Source organism: Arthrobacter sp. NPDC093125, from assembly GCF_044754225.1.
Taxonomy (GTDB): Bacteria; Actinomycetota; Actinomycetes; order Actinomycetales; family Micrococcaceae; genus Arthrobacter.
The window spans coordinates 556,240-571,453 of the sequence record NZ_JBIVOQ010000001.1; the positions used below are offsets into that span (position 1 = coordinate 556,240).

A 15,214-nucleotide genomic window follows, 5' to 3' on the forward strand; every position below is an offset into this window, starting at 1 on the left:
TTCAGGTAGTGGGTACTTCTGCTTCCTCTGCTGCTTCTTCGATGTGGTTGAGTTCGGCCCTGGTGGGCGGGTTGGCTCCGGCACGGGAGACGGTGACAGCGGCGGCGCGGGCGGCGTGTGCCAGGAGCGCGGTGAGTCCTTCGGAGGGCAGGGCACGCAGGTCCGCCCGGTTCTGCGCCCCGTCCAGTCCGCGGTCCACGACACCGGACAGCAGCGCCGCCATGAAGGAGTCGCCGGCCCCGACAGTGTCCGCCACCTCGACCCGGGGCGCGGGGAACTCGGCCTCTCCGGCTGCGGTGATGCCCCAGGGTCCTTGGGCGCCGCGCGTGACCACCACCAGGGCGGGTCCTTCGGAACCGCCGAGGGAAAACCAGCGGCGGGCCGACTCGAGCGGGTCGGTGCCCGGGTACAGCCACTCGAGGTCCTCGTCGGATGCTTTGACGACGTCCGAGAGCGTCACGAACTTTTCCGCCTGCCGGCGGGCGTAGCCTGCATCGTTGATGATGCTGGGCCGGCAGTTGGGGTCGAAGCTGATGGTCGCCGCCGGGTGGGAATGCTCGACGGCGGCCAGCACCTCAGCGGCGCCCGGCGCCAGCATGGTGGCGATGGAGCCGGTGTGGAGCAAAGTGTTGCCCTGCAGCATGAACGGCAGGCGTTCAGCGAGGCCGGGGAGCTCCCAGGTGAGGTCGAACGTGTAGGTGGCGGCGCCGTCGTCGTCAATCAGTGCCGTGGCCACGCTGGTTGGCAGGCTGTCGGGGGCCAGCGGGAGCATGACTGAACTTGCCCTCAGGTGCGCGGCGACCGAGTCGCCGTAGGCGTCGCGGCCGTAGCGTCCGATGAACTGGACGGGATGGCCCAGGCGGGCGAGGCCGACGGCGACGTTGAGCGGGCTGCCGCCCACATGGGCTTCGATTCCGGACGTCCGCTGGACCACGTCAACGAGGCCCTCGCCAATAACTGTGAGCATGCACATACTCTGCCAGAGAACGCGGCGGGGCGCTCCGGTGGTCCGCAAAAAAGCGGTTCACACAAGAACGTCCGCGCACACAAAAGCGGCGCACCGGAACCTTCCCGCCCGCTGCGCCGCCCTGTCTAAGAGGCTAGCTCCCGAGCCGGTTATGCCTTCTTCTTGCCGGGCAGCGCGAGCTTGAAGACCTTGCCCCACGAGGAGCCCACCTGCTTGAGCAGCGGACCCGTGGTGTACGGGAGGCCGTAGCGCTTGCAGATTTCCTGCACCTTCGGCGCCACCTCGCCGTACCGGTTGGACGGGAGGTCCGGGAAGAGGTGGTGCTCGATCTGGTGGGACAGGTTCCCGGTCATGAGGTGCATGAACTTGGAGCCTGAGATGTTGGCCGAGCCGATCATCTGGCGCACGTACCAGTCGCCGCGCGTTTCGCCTTCCACCATTTCCTCGGTGAAAGTGTCCGCGCCTTCGGGGAAGTGGCCGCAGAAAATGACGGCGTGGGCCCACACGTTGCGCACGGCGTTGGCGGTCAGCGTGCCGTAGAGGGCCTGCTTGCCGGAACCGGTCAGCATGGCCACAGCGGGCGTGGCGGCGTAATCCTTGGTGAACTGCTTGATCGCCTTTTTGCCCAGGGCCTTGAGGTCCTTCATGAGGGCTTCTTTGCTCTTCTTGCCCTCCTGGAATTCCGTCAGCTCCAGGTCGTAGATGGCGATGCCCCACTCAAAGATGGGGGCCAGGATGGCGTTGTAGAGCGGGTTGCCGAGGTTGAACGGCTTCCACGGCTGGTCGCCGTCCATGCGCAGGAGGTTGTATCCGACGTCGTTGTCCTTGCCCACGACGTTGGTCCAGCGGTGGTGGAGGTCGTTGTGGGTGTGCTGCCACGAGCGGGCGGGGGTGACGAAGTCCCATTCCCAGGTGGTGGAGTGGATGTCCGGGTCACGCATCCAGTCCCACTGGCCGTGCAGGATGTTGTGGCCGATCTCCATGTTTTCCAGGATCTTGGCCATGCTCAGCAGCGTGGTGCCGGTGACCCAGGCGGCTTTGTTGCGGCCCATCAGGAGCGCTGCACGGCCGGTGATTTCCAGCCCGCGCTGGACCTTGATGACCCGCCGGATGTAGGCGGCATCCGAGGCGCCGCGTTTGGCGAGGATGTCGTCTTTGATGGCGTCCAGCTCGCGGCCCAGTTCGGCGACCTGCTCGTCAGTGAGGTGAGCGGCTGCCGGCGGGCGCACAAGCGGGCTGCCGGAGGTGGCCAGCGCCCCTGGACGGGGTTTCGCCGCCGGCGTGCTGATCGACGGCGATTTCACGGCTGTACGGTCGGATATTGCTGTCATGCGGTTGATGCTCCTCAGATGTCGAGGTTAACGGGCCCGGCGGCTGCCGAGACACACGTCTGGATTAGTTGGCCGGGCTCGCCGAGGACCTCGCCGGTGCGAAGGTCACGGACATGCCCGGCTCGCAGCGGCGTTAGGCAGCTGTGGCAGATGCCCATGCGGCAGCCGCTGGGCATCAGGACCCCGGCGTCCTCGCCGACATCGAGCAACGGTGTGTTCCCGTCCGCCTCGACCTCCCGGTCGGAGGCTTCAAAGGTGACCAGTCCGCCGTCGTGCCCTGCTCCGCCGACGAGGCTGGTGTTGAAGCGTTCGATAATGAGATTGATCTCGTCGGCAGCGAAGGGGCCCGCCTTCTTGTGGGCAGCGGCCTCAGCAGACCAGAGCGCCTCGGCGTCGTCCAGGAACCCTTCCGGGCCGCAGGCGTAGGCGGCCCGCTGCCGCCAGTCCGGGCAGAGCTCGTCCAGCCTGGCAGCGGAAGTGAAGTCCAGCCGGCCGCGTTCCCCCGTGTACCAGTGGGTGACCCGGAAGTTGGGAAACTGGTCGGCAAGCTCGGAGAGCTCTCCCCGGAAGATGCTGTCCTCGGGTCGGCGGGCAGAGTGAATCAAAACCACGTCGGCGTCCGGACGGTGCGGCACGAGAGTGCGGACCATAGACATGACGGGCGTGATGCCGCTCCCTGCGGTGAGCATGAGCAGCGGCCGCGGATGCTCCGGCAGGACAAAGTCACCCTGCGGCGGGGCCAGGAACAGCACGTCACCGGGCTTGGTCTCGCGGACGAGGACGCCCGAGACGGCTCCGACGTCGCTGACCGTGATGGCGGGATCCTGGCCGGCCGGAGCACTCAGGGAGTAGGAACGCCAGTGGCGCACGCCGTCGAGCTCGACGCCGATGCGGGCCCATTGTCCGGCCTTGTGCGCCTTCCAGCCGCGGCCCGGGCGGAAGTGGATGGTGGCGGAGTCCGCCGTTTCGGGGACCACCTTGGTGACCACGCCGCGAAGCTGGCGGGCCGAAAAGACGGGATTGAAAAGCGCGAGGATGTCCTCCGGCGCCAACGGGGTTGTCAAAACCGTCGTGGCGCGTACCAACTTGCGGAGCCGAATCATATTGTCCGCCACCTGTTGGATTCACCCATGTATTTCTCCTAGTGAAACCGGTGATCGTAATATATAAACCTACCGCAACCCCCACCTACTAGAGTCCACCATGCAGGTGCAGGGGGCAACAGGAGGCCGGGACGGTCCGCATGCTGCCGTACCCAATAACTGCACCTTACAAACGTAACTGCACCTTACAAACGTAACTGCACCTTACAAACGCGACTGGGGTTTCCCGTTAGATCGCCAGCAGCTCCTGCACGAGCTCGCGGCATTTCCGGTAGGACGAGGCCTTCGGGTCGATCAGGGCAAAGTGGTCGCCGGGAACCTTGACCACCTGGACGGGGGCGCCGGCGGCGCGGGCTGCCGCGGCGTACCCCTCCGACTGGCTCAATGGCACGGTGGTGTCCTCGAGCCCGTGGACGGCGTAGACGGGGATATTCAGCGGGACCGCGGTCATGGGATCCGCGTACTTGTGCCGCTTGGGGTACTTGCCGGAGGAGCCGCCCATCAGGTTGCTCACTGCCCCGTTGCTGAGATCGAGCCAGTCGGCCTGGGCGAGGTTGAGCAGCCCCGACTGGCTGACCACTCCCGTCAGACGCACGGCCTGGCCGTTGAGGTTCCTCTCGACCTGCCTGTCCGCATCCGGCGTGCCCAGCTCCGCGAGGCGGTCACGGCCGGCAGCCCAGACGGCGAGATGGCCGCCGGCGGAGTGCCCCAGCGCCACGACGTTGGTGAGGTCCAGTCCGTGTTCTTCAGCTACCCCGCGCAGCCGGTCAATCCCGGCCAGCACGTCCTCGAAGGTGTGCGGCCATCCGCCGCCGTTCCCGGCCCGGCGGTACTCCAGGTTCCAGGCCGGCATGCCGTGGGCTGCCAGGTCCTTCGCCAGCGGTTCACCCAGTTCGGCTCCGTACTGCGAGCGCCAGTATCCGCCGTGGATGACCACCACGACGCCGCGGGCAGGCCGGCGCTTCCCATTGCGGGACGAGGATGCGGGCGGCGTTTCCGGCAGAAAGAGCTCGCCCCACTGGCTGGGGTGGTCACCGTATTGGTACTTCTGCCGCTTCACTGCATCCTCCTTGGGTCCTGGCGCGCAGGAGGCTTGCCCCTGCCCGCCACTGCCGCGGTGCCCGGCTGTCCAGGGGACAGCAGAGTCCGACGGCGCACATCAGCCATGTGCCGAGCCTAACAGTGAGCTGGCTCCCATCGGCGGAAAGCCGGACCCGCTGTGGCGCGTGCGCAGGCCGCTGCCGTAAGATGCACCCCGCTGCCGGTTCGGTGCACGCCGCTTTTGGGCATGGAAGTGTGCTGCCTGCCGGCGTCACATCCCCGGCTGTCACACGCCCTTGATAGTTTGGAGCCATGGCAAGCAACTGGGACCGGCTGGACGTCAGCCAGCGCGAGTCCGTGCAGGAGAACGTGGAGCTCTACGAGCGTGTCCGGCCGGCCCTGAAGCTTGTCACCCGCGAGGTCCTGCTGATGCTGCGGACCATGCTCAAGGATACGGAGGTCACCCCTCTGTTCGTCACCGGCCGGACAAAGACGGTGGAGTCATTCCGGGAGAAAATCTCGCGGACCGAGGAGCCGCTCGAACCGGACGGGCCGCGCCTGCTGAAGTTCCCCGACCCCTTCCGCACCCTCAACGACATGGTGGGCGTCCGCGTGATCACCAAGCTGCCGACGGAAAACGCCGCCGTGGCCAACATCATCAAGCGCCAGCGCCAGCTCTTCGACTGCCGCGGGGACCGCGAGAAGGACATCGGCTCCATTGAGTCCGGAACATACGGCTACTCCAGCCGGCACCTGATTCTGCGGACCATCCAAAACGACGTGGTCAAGGAATACCAGCAGGTCTTCAACCCTGAGGTTCAGCCGAACGGCAGCTATTTCTTCGAGTGCCAGATCCGCACCGTCTTTGCGCACGCGTGGAGTGAGATCGAACACGATATCCGCTTCAAGGCGGAGGACCCGCGCGCCTGGACGCCCCATTTCGACCGGCAGTTCACGGCCACGGCCGCCATGCTGGAAACGGTGGAGACCGCCTTCGCTGACCTGCACGAGCGCTATGAGGAGGTCCGCAGCTACTGGGACATGGACGGCGAGGGCGCGGCCCAGCTCACGCCCAACCGCATCCGTGACGTGTGGCGCGCACTGCTGCCGCACGTGGACCGGAAAGTGGACGATGACTGGGGATGGGCGGCTGAGCTCATGGCTGCCCACGGCCTCAACCAGACCGTGCAACTGGCCGGTCTGCTCAGCGCCAACCGGATCACCGAGGTCCGCAAGGCCCTGGACCACCGCTACTCCCCCGGTCCGGACCGGCTGCTGGATGACCTGCTGCTGTGGCAGTACGGCACGAGGCACATCGACCTCACCGCAGAAGCGCCCGACGTCGTTCCGCACCCGCGGCGCGACAGCCTCCTGCGGCGGCTGAAGCAGATCGAACGCTACCGGCAGACCAAGAAGTAGAGCCGGCCGCGGCGCGGCGGACTCCACCTCCCGACGCACCCCTACCCGGCGCAACCTGAGATCGCTCGCACAACACGCCCCTGTTACCCAAATGTGACTTTTGCTCCAGGCTCCCGTACGGTAGAAGACGTGCCTTCCTCACCGAGGAAGGCATTCCCGCGCTGATTGCCTAACTCTGCCGCAGCCTCGGGATCCGATCGCAGACCTTTCCGGCAGAGACGGGGAAACCAATTTTCGGCCCGCTCGAAGCGGGCCTTGGGGTGAAGCCGCGCAGATCCTGATTCCTCAGGCCGCGGCCGGGTGTCTCCCATCCGAATCCGACAGCTCACCTCGCAGGCATCGGGAGAGGCTCCTTCATGTCTTCACGCATTACCCCTGCCCGCCGCGCAGCGGCCGGCCGTTCAAACCCGTTCGCTTCCGCATCGCGCGCAGTCACGGCAAATGCCGGAGGACTGGGACGCAAGGCTGCCGTGGTCCTCGCGGCATCGGGGCTCGCCTTCACCGGGACCATGGCCGCGAATGCCGCCAACGCCCCGGCCCAGAAGGCCGCCGCCCCCGCCTCAGCTCCCGAGGCTGCCAGCCAGTCGCAGGCCCCGCTGAGCGCCAGCTCCAGCGTCAGCATCGCCTACGAGCGCCCGGCCGTGAAGTCCACGCCGGCCCCCGTTGTCAAGGCACCCGTCGTTGTGGAGAAGCCGGCTGCGCCTGCGGCTCCCAGGGTTGCTGCAGCGCCGAAGGCTGCTGCCGCCGCCCCCGCCGCTGCTCCGGCACCCGCGGCCGCGCCCGCGCCGAAGGTCACGGTCAAGTCCGCACCGGCACCGGCAAAGGCCCCCGCGCCCGCAGCCGCCGGCGGCATCAACGCCTCCATGGTCGCCGCGGCCTACGCCCAGGTCGGCATCAGCCAGGACTGCACCGCCATGGTGGAGAAGGCACTGGGCGCCTCGGGCATCCGTGTTGGCGACCTCGCCCCCATGCAGTTCATGAACTACGGCAAGGTCGTCTCCACGCCCCAGCCCGGCGACATGATTGTCCAGTCCGGCCACGTAGCCATCTTCGTCGGAAACGGCAAGGCGCTCAGCGGCGGCATGAACGGCGTGAACGAGACCATCGTTCACCCGCTGTCCTGGCTCACCGCAACCGGTCCGGTCACCTTTGTGCGGCCCGCAGCCTAACCGCGACTAAGCAAGACCGCGCACCTGAATAAGGTGCGCTCACAGAGCCGGCGTTGCGCTGCCTTGGGGGCAGCGGAGCGCCGGCTTTTTGCTGCCCTATGCACGTTTTGCCTTCCCTCGACGGCGGGGACAGCTTCCATATCCCGTCAAACTTCCGCCCTGCCTCCTTGTAGAAACCCTCCAAAATGGCGCCCCGATTTGGAAACTAGCGTCTGTTTGAGAGAGATCCGCACCTACAAGGCAAGGAACAAAATCAATGACGATTCAGGCAGACCCGCCCGTGACCCGCTACGAAATCCTCGAGACCGCCCGGCAACAGGTCCTCGAGGAGGGCGTGGGACTGAGCGAAAGCCAGCTGGTCGAGGTTCTCCGCCTTCCGGACGATGCACTTCCCGCAGCCCTCCAGCTGGCCCACGAAGTCCGGCTCAAGCACTGCGGCGAGGATGTCGAGGTGGAGGGCATCATCTCGATCAAGACCGGCGGCTGCCCCGAGGACTGCCACTTCTGCAGCCAGTCAGGCCTGTTCGACTCCCCTGTCCGCGGCGTCTGGCTGGACATTCCTGAACTCGTCAAGGCAGCCAAGGAAACCGCAGCCACCGGCGCCACCGAGTTCTGCATCGTCGCCGCCGTCCGTGGCCCCGACATCAAACTCATGAACCAGATCAAGTTCGCGATCGACCGCATCAACCAAGCTGTCGACATCAACATCGCCTGCTCGCTGGGGATGCTCACCCAGCGGCAGGTCGACCAGCTGGCCGAGTGGGGGGTCCACCGCTACAACCACAACCTCGAAACGGCACGCAGCTACTTCCCCGAAGTCGTCACGACCCACACTTACGAGGAGCGCCTCGAGACCTGCAACATGGTCAAGGCGGCCGGCATGGAACTGTGCTGCGGCGCCCTCATCGGGATGGGCGAAACCCTTGAACAGCGGGCCGAACTCGCCGCCCAGCTCGCCGCCCTGGAACCCCACGAGGTGCCGCTCAACTTCCTGAATCCGCGCCCGGGGACCCCGCTCGAGAACCAGGAGATCATGGACGGCAAGGACGCCCTGCGCGCCATCGCCGCGTTCCGGCTCGCCATGCCCCGCACCGTGCTCCGCTACGCCGGCGGACGCGAACTCACCCTCGGCGACCTCGGCACGAGGGACGGGCTGCTCGGCGGCATCAACGCCGTCATCGTCGGCAACTACCTCACCACGCTGGGCCGTCCCGCCACGGCTGACCTCAACTTGCTCGTGGAGCTGAACATGCCCATCAAGGAATTCCAGAAGTCGCTGTGAACGGGGTTTCAACAGGCTCATCCAGTGCGAAGTTTTGCGGGCACTGCGGGGACCCGGCCGACGGCGGCAGCGTCCCGCCGTCGTCCGGGCACCGCCGCTGCGGTGAGTTGCTGGCGCTGGAGCCGCCGCGGTACTGCCCCGACTGCCGCAGGCGGATGAAAGTCCAGGTGACACCGCTGGGCTGGCAGGCGGAGTGCTCGCGGCACGGGGTGCTCGTCCCATGAGGCCGGGCTCAACGCAGGCGGGTCTGATCCAGCGCGACCGCGAGCGCCTGTGGCACCCCTATGCGCCCGCGTCCCCGGACCTTCCGCTGTGGGAAGTGGAGGCGGCCGACGGCGTGCGGCTGCGGCTCCGCGGTGAAGACGGCGAGTGCCATGAGGTCGTGGATGCGATGTCATCCTGGTGGTCGGCGATCCACGGGTACCGCCACCCGGTGCTCGATGCCGCCGCCAAGCGGCAGCTGGATAACTTCAGCCATGTGATGTTCGGCGGCCTGACGCATGCTCCGGCTGTGGAACTGGCAGAACACCTGGTGGAGATGGCCCCCGCTGCAGCCGGACGGCCGGGGCTGGAGCGGGTGTTCCTCGCCGATTCGGGTTCCGTGGCCGTGGAAGTCGCGCTGAAGCTGGCGGTGCAGTTCCAGACGGCGTGCGGGCGGCCGTCACGGCAACGCTTTTTGAGCATCCGCGGGGGGTACCACGGGGACACGTTTGCGGCGATGGGGGTCTGCGATCCCGTGGACGGCATGCATTCCGCATTCCCCGGTTTGCTGGCCGGCAACGTCTTCGCGCCGCGGCCGCCGGCCGCGGCCTCCGCAACCACGGAAGCGGTGCAGGCGTGGGCAACGGAAGTGGCGGCCCTCGCTGAAGAACACCATGAGGGCCTCGCGGCGATCATCGTGGAACCTGTCCTCCAGGGTGCCGGCGGCATGTACAGCTACCCCGCCGAATGCCTGCGCGAGCTGCGGCTCACCGCCGACCGGTTCGGGCTGCTGCTTATTTTCGATGAGATCGCCACCGGGTTTGGCCGCACCGGCGAGCTGTTCGCGGCCGGCCATGCCGGCGTCGTTCCCGACATCATGTGCGTGGGCAAGGCGCTCACCGGCGGCTACCTGTCCCTCGCCGCCATGCTCTGCACGGCGGGCGTGGCCGCCACTGTGTCCAACAGCGAGGCCGGAGCGCTGCTGCACGGTCCCACCTTCATGGGCAACCCGCTGGCATGTGCGGTGGCCAACGCCAGCCTCGGCCTCATCGGCGACGGCGGCTGGCGCACGGACGTCGCCCGCATCAGTTCCGGTTTGGAGTCCGGGCTCGCGCCTGCGGGGGAACTTGGGGCTGTCCGGGACGTCCGCACCATCGGCGCCGTCGGAGTCATCGAACTGCACGACGCCGTCGACGTCACCGCGGTGACGGCGGCGGCGGTCCGCCGCGGCGTATGGGTGCGCCCGTTCCGGAATCTTGTCTACACGATGCCGCCGTACATCAGCACGGCGGCGGACATCGCCCAGGCCACCGCGGGCATGGTCGGCGCGGTCACCGAAGTCCACGAAGCCGGAGCTCATGACCTGGCCGTGGCCGGCCGCGGTGGTGCGGCATGAGCGCCGCCATGACCGCGTGGCTCGAGCGGCAGGCCAGGGTGCGGGACAGCCGGGGCCTGGCCCGCCGGCCCCTCCCCCGCGCTGCCAACGAATGCTTCATAGATCTTGCCAGCAACGACTACCTGGGCCTGTCCTCGGACCCGCGCCTGGCGGAAGCCGCCTCGGCCGCGGTGTCGCGGTGGGGAGCGGGCGCAACATCCTCGCGCCTCGTGGCCGGGACCACCGAGCTCCACCTTGACCTGGAGCGGGAACTGGCGCTGCTTACCGGCATGGAGGCTGGGCTGGTGTTCTCCTCCGGCTACCTCGCCAACATCGGAGTGTTCACGGCGCTCGGCGGGCCGGGGACCCTGATCGTGGCGGACGAACACTGCCACGCCTCGATGATCGACGGATTCCGGCTCAGCCGCTCACGCACAGAATCGTTCGGACACAACCGGCTGGACGAAGCCGGCCGCCTCCTCACGGGCCGTGCAGAACCTCGGGCGATCGTCGCCGTCGAATCCGTCTACAGCGTGCTGGGCGATGAGGCGCCGCTCACCAGCCTGCTGGCCCTGGCGGAACAGCACGACGCCGTGCTGCTCGTCGACGAAGCCCACAGCCTCGGAGTCACGGGCACCGCCGCGCACCAGGGTCACGGAGCTGTGGCCGGCACTGCCCTTGCCGGCCACCCCAACGTGGTGGTCACCGCGACCCTGTCCAAGGCGCTGGGCAGCCAGGGCGGCGCGGTCCTCGGGCCCGGGCTGCTGCGCGAGCATCTCGTTAACCGTGCAAGAAGCTTCATCTTCGACACGGGACTGGCGCCGGCTTCAGCAGCCGCTGCCCTCGCCGCCGTACGCATCATCCGCGAGGAACCGTGGCGTTCTGCGTCCGTGCACAGCAACGCAGCCGCGCTCACGTCCGGCCTCGCCGGTGCCTGGGACAACCCCGTTCCCTCTGCCGGTGCCGTCCAATCCCTTGCCATGCCTTCCGCCGACGCGGCCCTTGCAGCCGCCACGGCCGCGCGGGCCGCCGGAGTCCGGGTGGGGTGCTTCCGGCCGCCCTCCGTCCCCGGCGGGATTTCGCGGCTTCGGCTCACCTCACGGGCCACCCTTTCAGCCGAGGACATCGAACACAGCTGCGTGGTGCTGCGCAGAGTCTTGGAGGAAAACACATGAACCTGCCCGCCATCATTCTGATTACCGGCACAGACACCGGAGTCGGAAAGACCATCACCACGGCGGCCCTCGCCGCCGTCCTCTCCGGAACCGGGCGCAGCGTCGCCGTTTACAAGCCCTGCCAGTCAGGAGCGGCCGACGGCGACTCCGATACGGCGGAGATTGTCCGGCTCGCCGGCGCGGTGAAAGCAGAAACGGGAGTCGTCCTGCAGGAGGCCCTCGCACCCGTCGCGGCCGCCGCCGTCGATCACGTGCAGCTGCCCGGCATCGCCGTGCACGCAGAGAAGATCCGTGAGCTGGCGGCAGACCACCACCACGTCCTGGTCGAAGGCGCGGGCGGCCTGCTGGTGGAGCTGGACGCCGACGGCGGCACGATGGCCGGACTCGGTGCTCTTTTGGCGGCGGCGTTTGTGCTCGTTGCCCGCCCTGCCCTTGGCACGCTGAACCACACTGCCTTGACCCTCGAAGCGCTGGCCGCCCGCGGGCTGAACGTGCTGGGACTCGTACTGGGGAGCTGGCCCGCTGACCCGGAATTCGTGCACCAGAGCAACCGCGAGGCCCTCGGGTCCTTGCCCGTTCCCCTGCTGGGAGCCATTCCCGACCAGGCGTCGCTCTTGCCGCCCGGCCGGTTCCGGGCTGATGCAGGGGCATGGCTGGACGGAGTGTCCGCGTGAACCCGGCGTCGGCAGCAATGGGATCGGTTGCGCACCTGCCTGTCGGATCCTCTCAGTGTCCTTATCTGGTGGTGCGCGACCCCGAGGCAGTCCGGGACATTCTGCACCGTCCGGCGGAGTTCAGCCCCGCCAACGCCCTGATAGCCGTCACTCCCATTGCGGGGCCGGCGCTGCGCGTGCTGCAGTCCGTGCGTTTCGCCCTGCCCCCGGTCCTCGCCAGCAACGACACCGATTCACATGCAGGGATCCGCAAGGTGGTGGGAAGTTTCTTCACGCCGGCGAAGGTCGCTGCCATGGAACCACGGATCAGGGAACTGGCACGGGCGGCAGCGGCACAAGCGGCGGGAGAGCTCGGCCGTTCCGGTCAGGCGGACCTGGTGCAGTCTGTGGCTGCGTTCACGCCGGCCGTCGTTATGCTCGAACTCCTCGGGCTGCCGGTGCGGGACCTCGCGGCACTCAAGCGCTGGGGTCTCGACTCGATGGAACTCTTTTGGGGTTGGCCCGACTGCGACCGGCAGCTCGAACTGGCCGGAAGCGCCGCCGGCTTCTACACGTGGCTGCGCGAACTCGTCGGAGAGTCCGTGGGCGCTCCCGGGCGCAACCTGTTCAAGTCCCTGCACGAACACGGGTTGTCCACCCCTGAGATCTGTTCGCTCGGCTACTTCCTGCTGATCGCCGGACAGGAAACAACAACCCAGCTGATCAGCACCACCCTGTTCCGCCTCCTGGAGGGAACCGGCCCCGTGACCTGGGCCGAGGCGGCTGATGAGGAGTCTGCCCGTTCCATGGTGTGGCATGTGCTTGCCACTGAATCATCCGTCCCCACCTGGCGCCGCGTCAGCGCCCAGGACGCGACGGCCGCCGGCCAGGCCATCCCGGCGGGGGCAGAAATCCTGCTTGAGCTGACCGGCACGCATGACCTGCCCGGAGAGCAAGAGGAGGATCTGGCCCCAACGGCTGGAACGGCACGGCGCAGGCGGCCAACCGCCTACGGCCTGGTCTTTGGTTCAGGCATCCACCGCTGCCTCGGAGCCAGGCTGACAGAACTGGAAGCCACCGTCATCGTCCAGGAAACCGCCGCCGCCCTGCCTCAGGCCAGGCTGCGGGATCACGAGCCCGAATGGATTCGGCACCTGTCCTTCCAGGCGCCCAAGACTGTCACCGTGACGGCCGGGAAGGTCTGATCATTCCCGGCCAGTCCGGGTAGAGCCCTGAGCGCTGCCAAGGAGCATTCCTAGCCATCGGCCACGACCCGCTCGTCGTCGCTGCGTTCAGCGTGCTCGGCCCAGCCGCCCTTGCGGTAGGCGGGGGTGCCGGCGGCAAGCACAATCACTGTCAGGGTGCAGCAGCCAATCATGACACAGACCATCGACAGCGCGTTTCCGCCCAGCAGTCCTACCAGGGGGCTCACGAGTCCGGCGACGCCGGACTGCAGGGCTCCGATAACCGCCGCCGCAGTTCCCGCCATGTGTCCGTAGTTGTGCAAGGCCAGAACGGAGGCGTTTGCGGGAATCATTCCCTGGACCCCCAGAACAAGCCAGAGACCGGCCATCAGGCCCCAGGCTCCGCCGGTGCCCGTGGCCACCGCCGCGAGCAGCAACAAGGCCAGGACCAGCTGGACCAGGACGGCGGTGCGCAGAAGGCGGAGCGGCGGCACCCTGCGCACCAGCGCCGCGTTGAGCTGCGCGGAGAGCACCAGCGCGGCGCCGTTGAGTGCGAAGGCGAGGGCGAACTGCTGCTCGGTGAAGCCGTATTCGTGCTGGAACACGAAGGGCGAGCCCACCACGTAGCTCATGATCATGCCCAGACCCAGCCCCGGGATCACGGCCAGCGCCATGAAGTGTCTGTCCCGCAGGAGGAGGGACCCGTAGGCGCTGGCAACGTGCCGGGGCCGGCCGGGGCTGCGCCTGTCCTTCGGCAGCGTTTCGGGCATGAACTTCCACACGATGGCAACCAGGACCACACCGATGAGCGCCAGCGCGTAAAAAACCGCACGCCAGTGCCAGAGTCCGGCGATGGCTTGGCCCATGGTCGGGGCAAACAATGGGGCAACGCCGATCACCAGCATAAGACGGGAGAGCAGCCGGGCGGCTGCGGAGCCCACAAAGCGGTCACGGATGACGGCAATGGCCACCACCGCTGCCGCTGCATTGAAGAAGCCCTGCAGGACACGCAGTCCAATGAGCGTTTCGATGTTCGGCGTGATGGAGCACAGCAGCGAGATCACGACATGCAGCGAGATGCCGATGACCAACGGCAGCCGCCGTCCGAACCGGTCCGAGAAGGGGCCGATGACCAGCTGGCCTATCCCGCCGCCGAGGAGCGTTCCGGACAAGGTGAGCTGCGCAGCGGCCTGGGTGGTTGCGAGGTCTTCCACCACGGCAGGCAAGGAGGGCAGGTACATGTCTGTGGTCACGGCCGGGAGCGCAGCCAGTGCGCCAAGCATCAGGACGTACTTGACGCTGCGGGACCGCGTACCAGGGGCTGGGCATTGTGGGGTGTCCGTCACGCGGCAAACCTACGCACGGCTTGGATTGACCAGCTGGCAGAGTGCACCTGGCCCGGCGCGAGCTGCACCAGATCCGTTCCACTGTTGAAGGCATCGGGCGGGCAGGTCATGGGCTCCACGGCCACCCCGAGCCGGTCCGGCCCCACCGGCTTGTCCCCCGTATGAATCTGAACCCAAGGCCACTCGCTTCCCCACGCCAGTTCGACGCCGGTCCCGGACGGGTCGAAAACACTCACTTTGGCGATACCGCCGGCGTCCCTGCTTATGCCGCTGAAGGCGTGGTCGATCCTCCTGCTGCCAAGCATTTTTTCAGTGCGGAAGTCGAAGTCATGCCCTTCCACCGGCACTTCTTCCGTGGGCAGCAACCTGTCAGGAGTGACGTCAAGGAACCGGTCAGCGGGGATGGCAAGGGACCAGTCGTCGAGTGGTGCGCTTCCCGCGATGAGGTAGGGATGAGGGCAGACTCCGTAGGGGACGGTCGCCGAACCCGGGTTGGCCGCGGTGACAGTTCCCTGAAGTCCGGCGGGGCTGAGGGAGTAGCGCACCTTCAGATCCAGCGGGAACGGATAGCCCTCCACCGGGGTGAGCGACGTTGCCAGAGTCACCGAGGATTCGTCGCGTTCGGCCACCGACCACAGGATGTCGAAAACCAGTCCATGCAAAGCGGTGTTGCGCTCCGGTTCGTTGATCCTAACTTGGATGTCAGCCCCCTCCCAGGAGTAGCGCCCATCGGCCAGGCGGTTGGGCCAGGGCGCACAAATGACGCCCCGGTAATCAGGGATTGTGTTCCCGGGCTCGAACGGCACCACGAGGTTCCGCCCCTCGTGGCGAAGACTGCGCAGCGCGGCACCCCTGAGGGTGACCGCGGCAACGTAGGCGCCGTGCCGCAGTTCAAACTCCGTGTTGCCACGCGCCGGGGTCTTGCTGGTGGGTGTGCTGTTTTTTGCGGACGTGATCATCCAAAACAC

The 15,214-nt window shown here is 67.3% G+C and carries 13 protein-coding genes and 1 riboswitch; of the genes, 7 read left to right on the top strand and 6 right to left on the bottom strand.

The window, feature by feature from the left end; all coding sequences use genetic code 11:
- Position 1 precedes the first annotated feature (1 nt).
- The 4 genes from ACIP9X_RS02575 to ACIP9X_RS02590 all read right to left on the bottom strand — a co-directional run bounded on the left by ACIP9X_RS02575 (position 2) and on the right by ACIP9X_RS02590 (position 4,461).
- Positions 2-967: a carbohydrate kinase gene (locus tag ACIP9X_RS02575; protein WP_400478148.1), complete on the bottom strand. Its 966-nt coding sequence runs from the start codon at positions 965-967 to the stop codon at positions 2-4.
- A 149-nt stretch (positions 968-1,116) separates the two neighbouring features.
- Entirely contained in the window at positions 1,117-2,298 is a 1,182-nt protein-coding gene (locus tag ACIP9X_RS02580) for a fatty acid desaturase family protein (protein ID WP_400478149.1), read from the bottom strand.
- Between the two features lie 14 nt (positions 2,299-2,312).
- Complete coding sequence (locus ACIP9X_RS02585; RefSeq protein ID WP_400478150.1) at positions 2,313-3,401, bottom strand: ferredoxin reductase; 1,089 nt, start codon at positions 3,399-3,401, stop codon at positions 2,313-2,315.
- A gap of 229 nt (positions 3,402-3,630) precedes the next feature.
- The gene (locus ACIP9X_RS02590) at positions 3,631-4,461 is read right to left on the bottom strand and encodes an alpha/beta hydrolase (RefSeq protein ID WP_400478151.1); all 831 of its coding nucleotides are present in this window, start codon (positions 4,459-4,461) and stop codon (positions 3,631-3,633) included.
- 293 nt (positions 4,462-4,754) lie between these two features.
- Between ACIP9X_RS02590 and ACIP9X_RS02595 the strand changes: the two genes are divergently transcribed.
- The 7 genes from ACIP9X_RS02595 to ACIP9X_RS02625 all read left to right on the top strand — a co-directional run bounded on the left by ACIP9X_RS02595 (position 4,755) and on the right by ACIP9X_RS02625 (position 12,921).
- The gene (locus tag ACIP9X_RS02595) at positions 4,755-5,861 is read left to right on the top strand and encodes a GTP pyrophosphokinase family protein (RefSeq protein WP_400478152.1); all 1,107 of its coding nucleotides are present in this window, start codon (positions 4,755-4,757) and stop codon (positions 5,859-5,861) included.
- Positions 5,862-6,017: 156 nt separating this feature from the next.
- Positions 6,018-6,214: riboswitch (cyclic di-AMP (ydaO/yuaA leader) on the top strand.
- A gap of 3 nt (positions 6,215-6,217) precedes the next feature.
- The gene (locus ACIP9X_RS02600; protein ID WP_400478153.1) at positions 6,218-7,030 is read left to right on the top strand and encodes a hypothetical protein; all 813 of its coding nucleotides are present in this window, start codon (positions 6,218-6,220) and stop codon (positions 7,028-7,030) included.
- A 256-nt stretch (positions 7,031-7,286) separates the two neighbouring features.
- The gene (bioB, locus tag ACIP9X_RS02605; protein WP_400478154.1) at positions 7,287-8,312 is read left to right on the top strand and encodes a biotin synthase BioB; all 1,026 of its coding nucleotides are present in this window, start codon (positions 7,287-7,289) and stop codon (positions 8,310-8,312) included.
- A 220-nt stretch (positions 8,313-8,532) separates the two neighbouring features.
- Positions 8,533-9,909, top strand: coding sequence for an adenosylmethionine--8-amino-7-oxononanoate transaminase (locus tag ACIP9X_RS02610; protein ID WP_400478155.1), 1,377 nt, complete (start codon positions 8,533-8,535; stop codon positions 9,907-9,909).
- Between the two features lie 8 nt (positions 9,910-9,917).
- Positions 9,918-11,063: an 8-amino-7-oxononanoate synthase gene (locus ACIP9X_RS02615; protein ID WP_400478525.1), complete on the top strand. Its 1,146-nt coding sequence runs from the start codon at positions 9,918-9,920 to the stop codon at positions 11,061-11,063.
- A complete protein-coding gene (gene bioD, locus ACIP9X_RS02620; RefSeq protein WP_400478156.1) occupies positions 11,060-11,737 on the top strand; it encodes a dethiobiotin synthase in 678 nt (225 codons plus the stop codon). The genes ACIP9X_RS02615 and bioD overlap by 4 nt, the downstream gene beginning before the upstream one ends.
- A gap of 17 nt (positions 11,738-11,754) precedes the next feature.
- Entirely contained in the window at positions 11,755-12,921 is a 1,167-nt protein-coding gene (locus tag ACIP9X_RS02625; RefSeq protein WP_400478526.1) for a cytochrome P450, read from the top strand.
- Positions 12,922-12,971: 50 nt separating this feature from the next.
- On the opposite strand, the gene ACIP9X_RS02630 is transcribed toward ACIP9X_RS02625, so the two are convergent.
- Together ACIP9X_RS02630 and ACIP9X_RS02635 are read right to left on the bottom strand one after the other, a co-directional pair.
- The gene (locus ACIP9X_RS02630; RefSeq protein ID WP_400478157.1) at positions 12,972-14,246 is read right to left on the bottom strand and encodes a multidrug effflux MFS transporter; all 1,275 of its coding nucleotides are present in this window, start codon (positions 14,244-14,246) and stop codon (positions 12,972-12,974) included.
- A complete protein-coding gene (locus ACIP9X_RS02635) occupies positions 14,243-15,205 on the bottom strand; it encodes an aldose 1-epimerase family protein (RefSeq protein WP_400478158.1) in 963 nt (320 codons plus the stop codon). The genes ACIP9X_RS02630 and ACIP9X_RS02635 overlap by 4 nt, the downstream gene beginning before the upstream one ends.
- Between the last annotated feature and the right edge of the window lie 9 nt (positions 15,206-15,214).

Excerpts from the sequence above, each read along its gene's own strand:
- ACIP9X_RS02575 (WP_400478148.1), bottom strand. The coding sequence starts at position 967 with ATGCTCACAGTTATTGGCGAGGGCCTCGTTGACGTGGTCCAGCGGACG.
- ACIP9X_RS02580 (WP_400478149.1), bottom strand. The coding sequence starts at position 2,298 with ATGACAGCAATATCCGACCGTACAGCCGTGAAATCGCCGTCGATCAGC.
- ACIP9X_RS02585 (WP_400478150.1), bottom strand. The coding sequence starts at position 3,401 with ATGATTCGGCTCCGCAAGTTGGTACGCGCCACGACGGTTTTGACAACC.
- ACIP9X_RS02595 (WP_400478152.1), top strand. The coding sequence starts at position 4,755 with ATGGCAAGCAACTGGGACCGGCTGGACGTCAGCCAGCGCGAGTCCGTG.
- ACIP9X_RS02600 (WP_400478153.1), top strand. The coding sequence starts at position 6,218 with ATGTCTTCACGCATTACCCCTGCCCGCCGCGCAGCGGCCGGCCGTTCA.
- bioB (WP_400478154.1), top strand. The coding sequence starts at position 7,287 with ATGACGATTCAGGCAGACCCGCCCGTGACCCGCTACGAAATCCTCGAG.
- ACIP9X_RS02610 (WP_400478155.1), top strand. The coding sequence starts at position 8,533 with ATGAGGCCGGGCTCAACGCAGGCGGGTCTGATCCAGCGCGACCGCGAG.
- ACIP9X_RS02615 (WP_400478525.1), top strand. The coding sequence starts at position 9,918 with ATGACCGCGTGGCTCGAGCGGCAGGCCAGGGTGCGGGACAGCCGGGGC.
- bioD (WP_400478156.1), top strand. The coding sequence starts at position 11,060 with ATGAACCTGCCCGCCATCATTCTGATTACCGGCACAGACACCGGAGTC.
- ACIP9X_RS02625 (WP_400478526.1), top strand. The coding sequence starts at position 11,755 with ATGGGATCGGTTGCGCACCTGCCTGTCGGATCCTCTCAGTGTCCTTAT.
- ACIP9X_RS02635 (WP_400478158.1), bottom strand. The coding sequence starts at position 15,205 with ATGATCACGTCCGCAAAAAACAGCACACCCACCAGCAAGACCCCGGCG.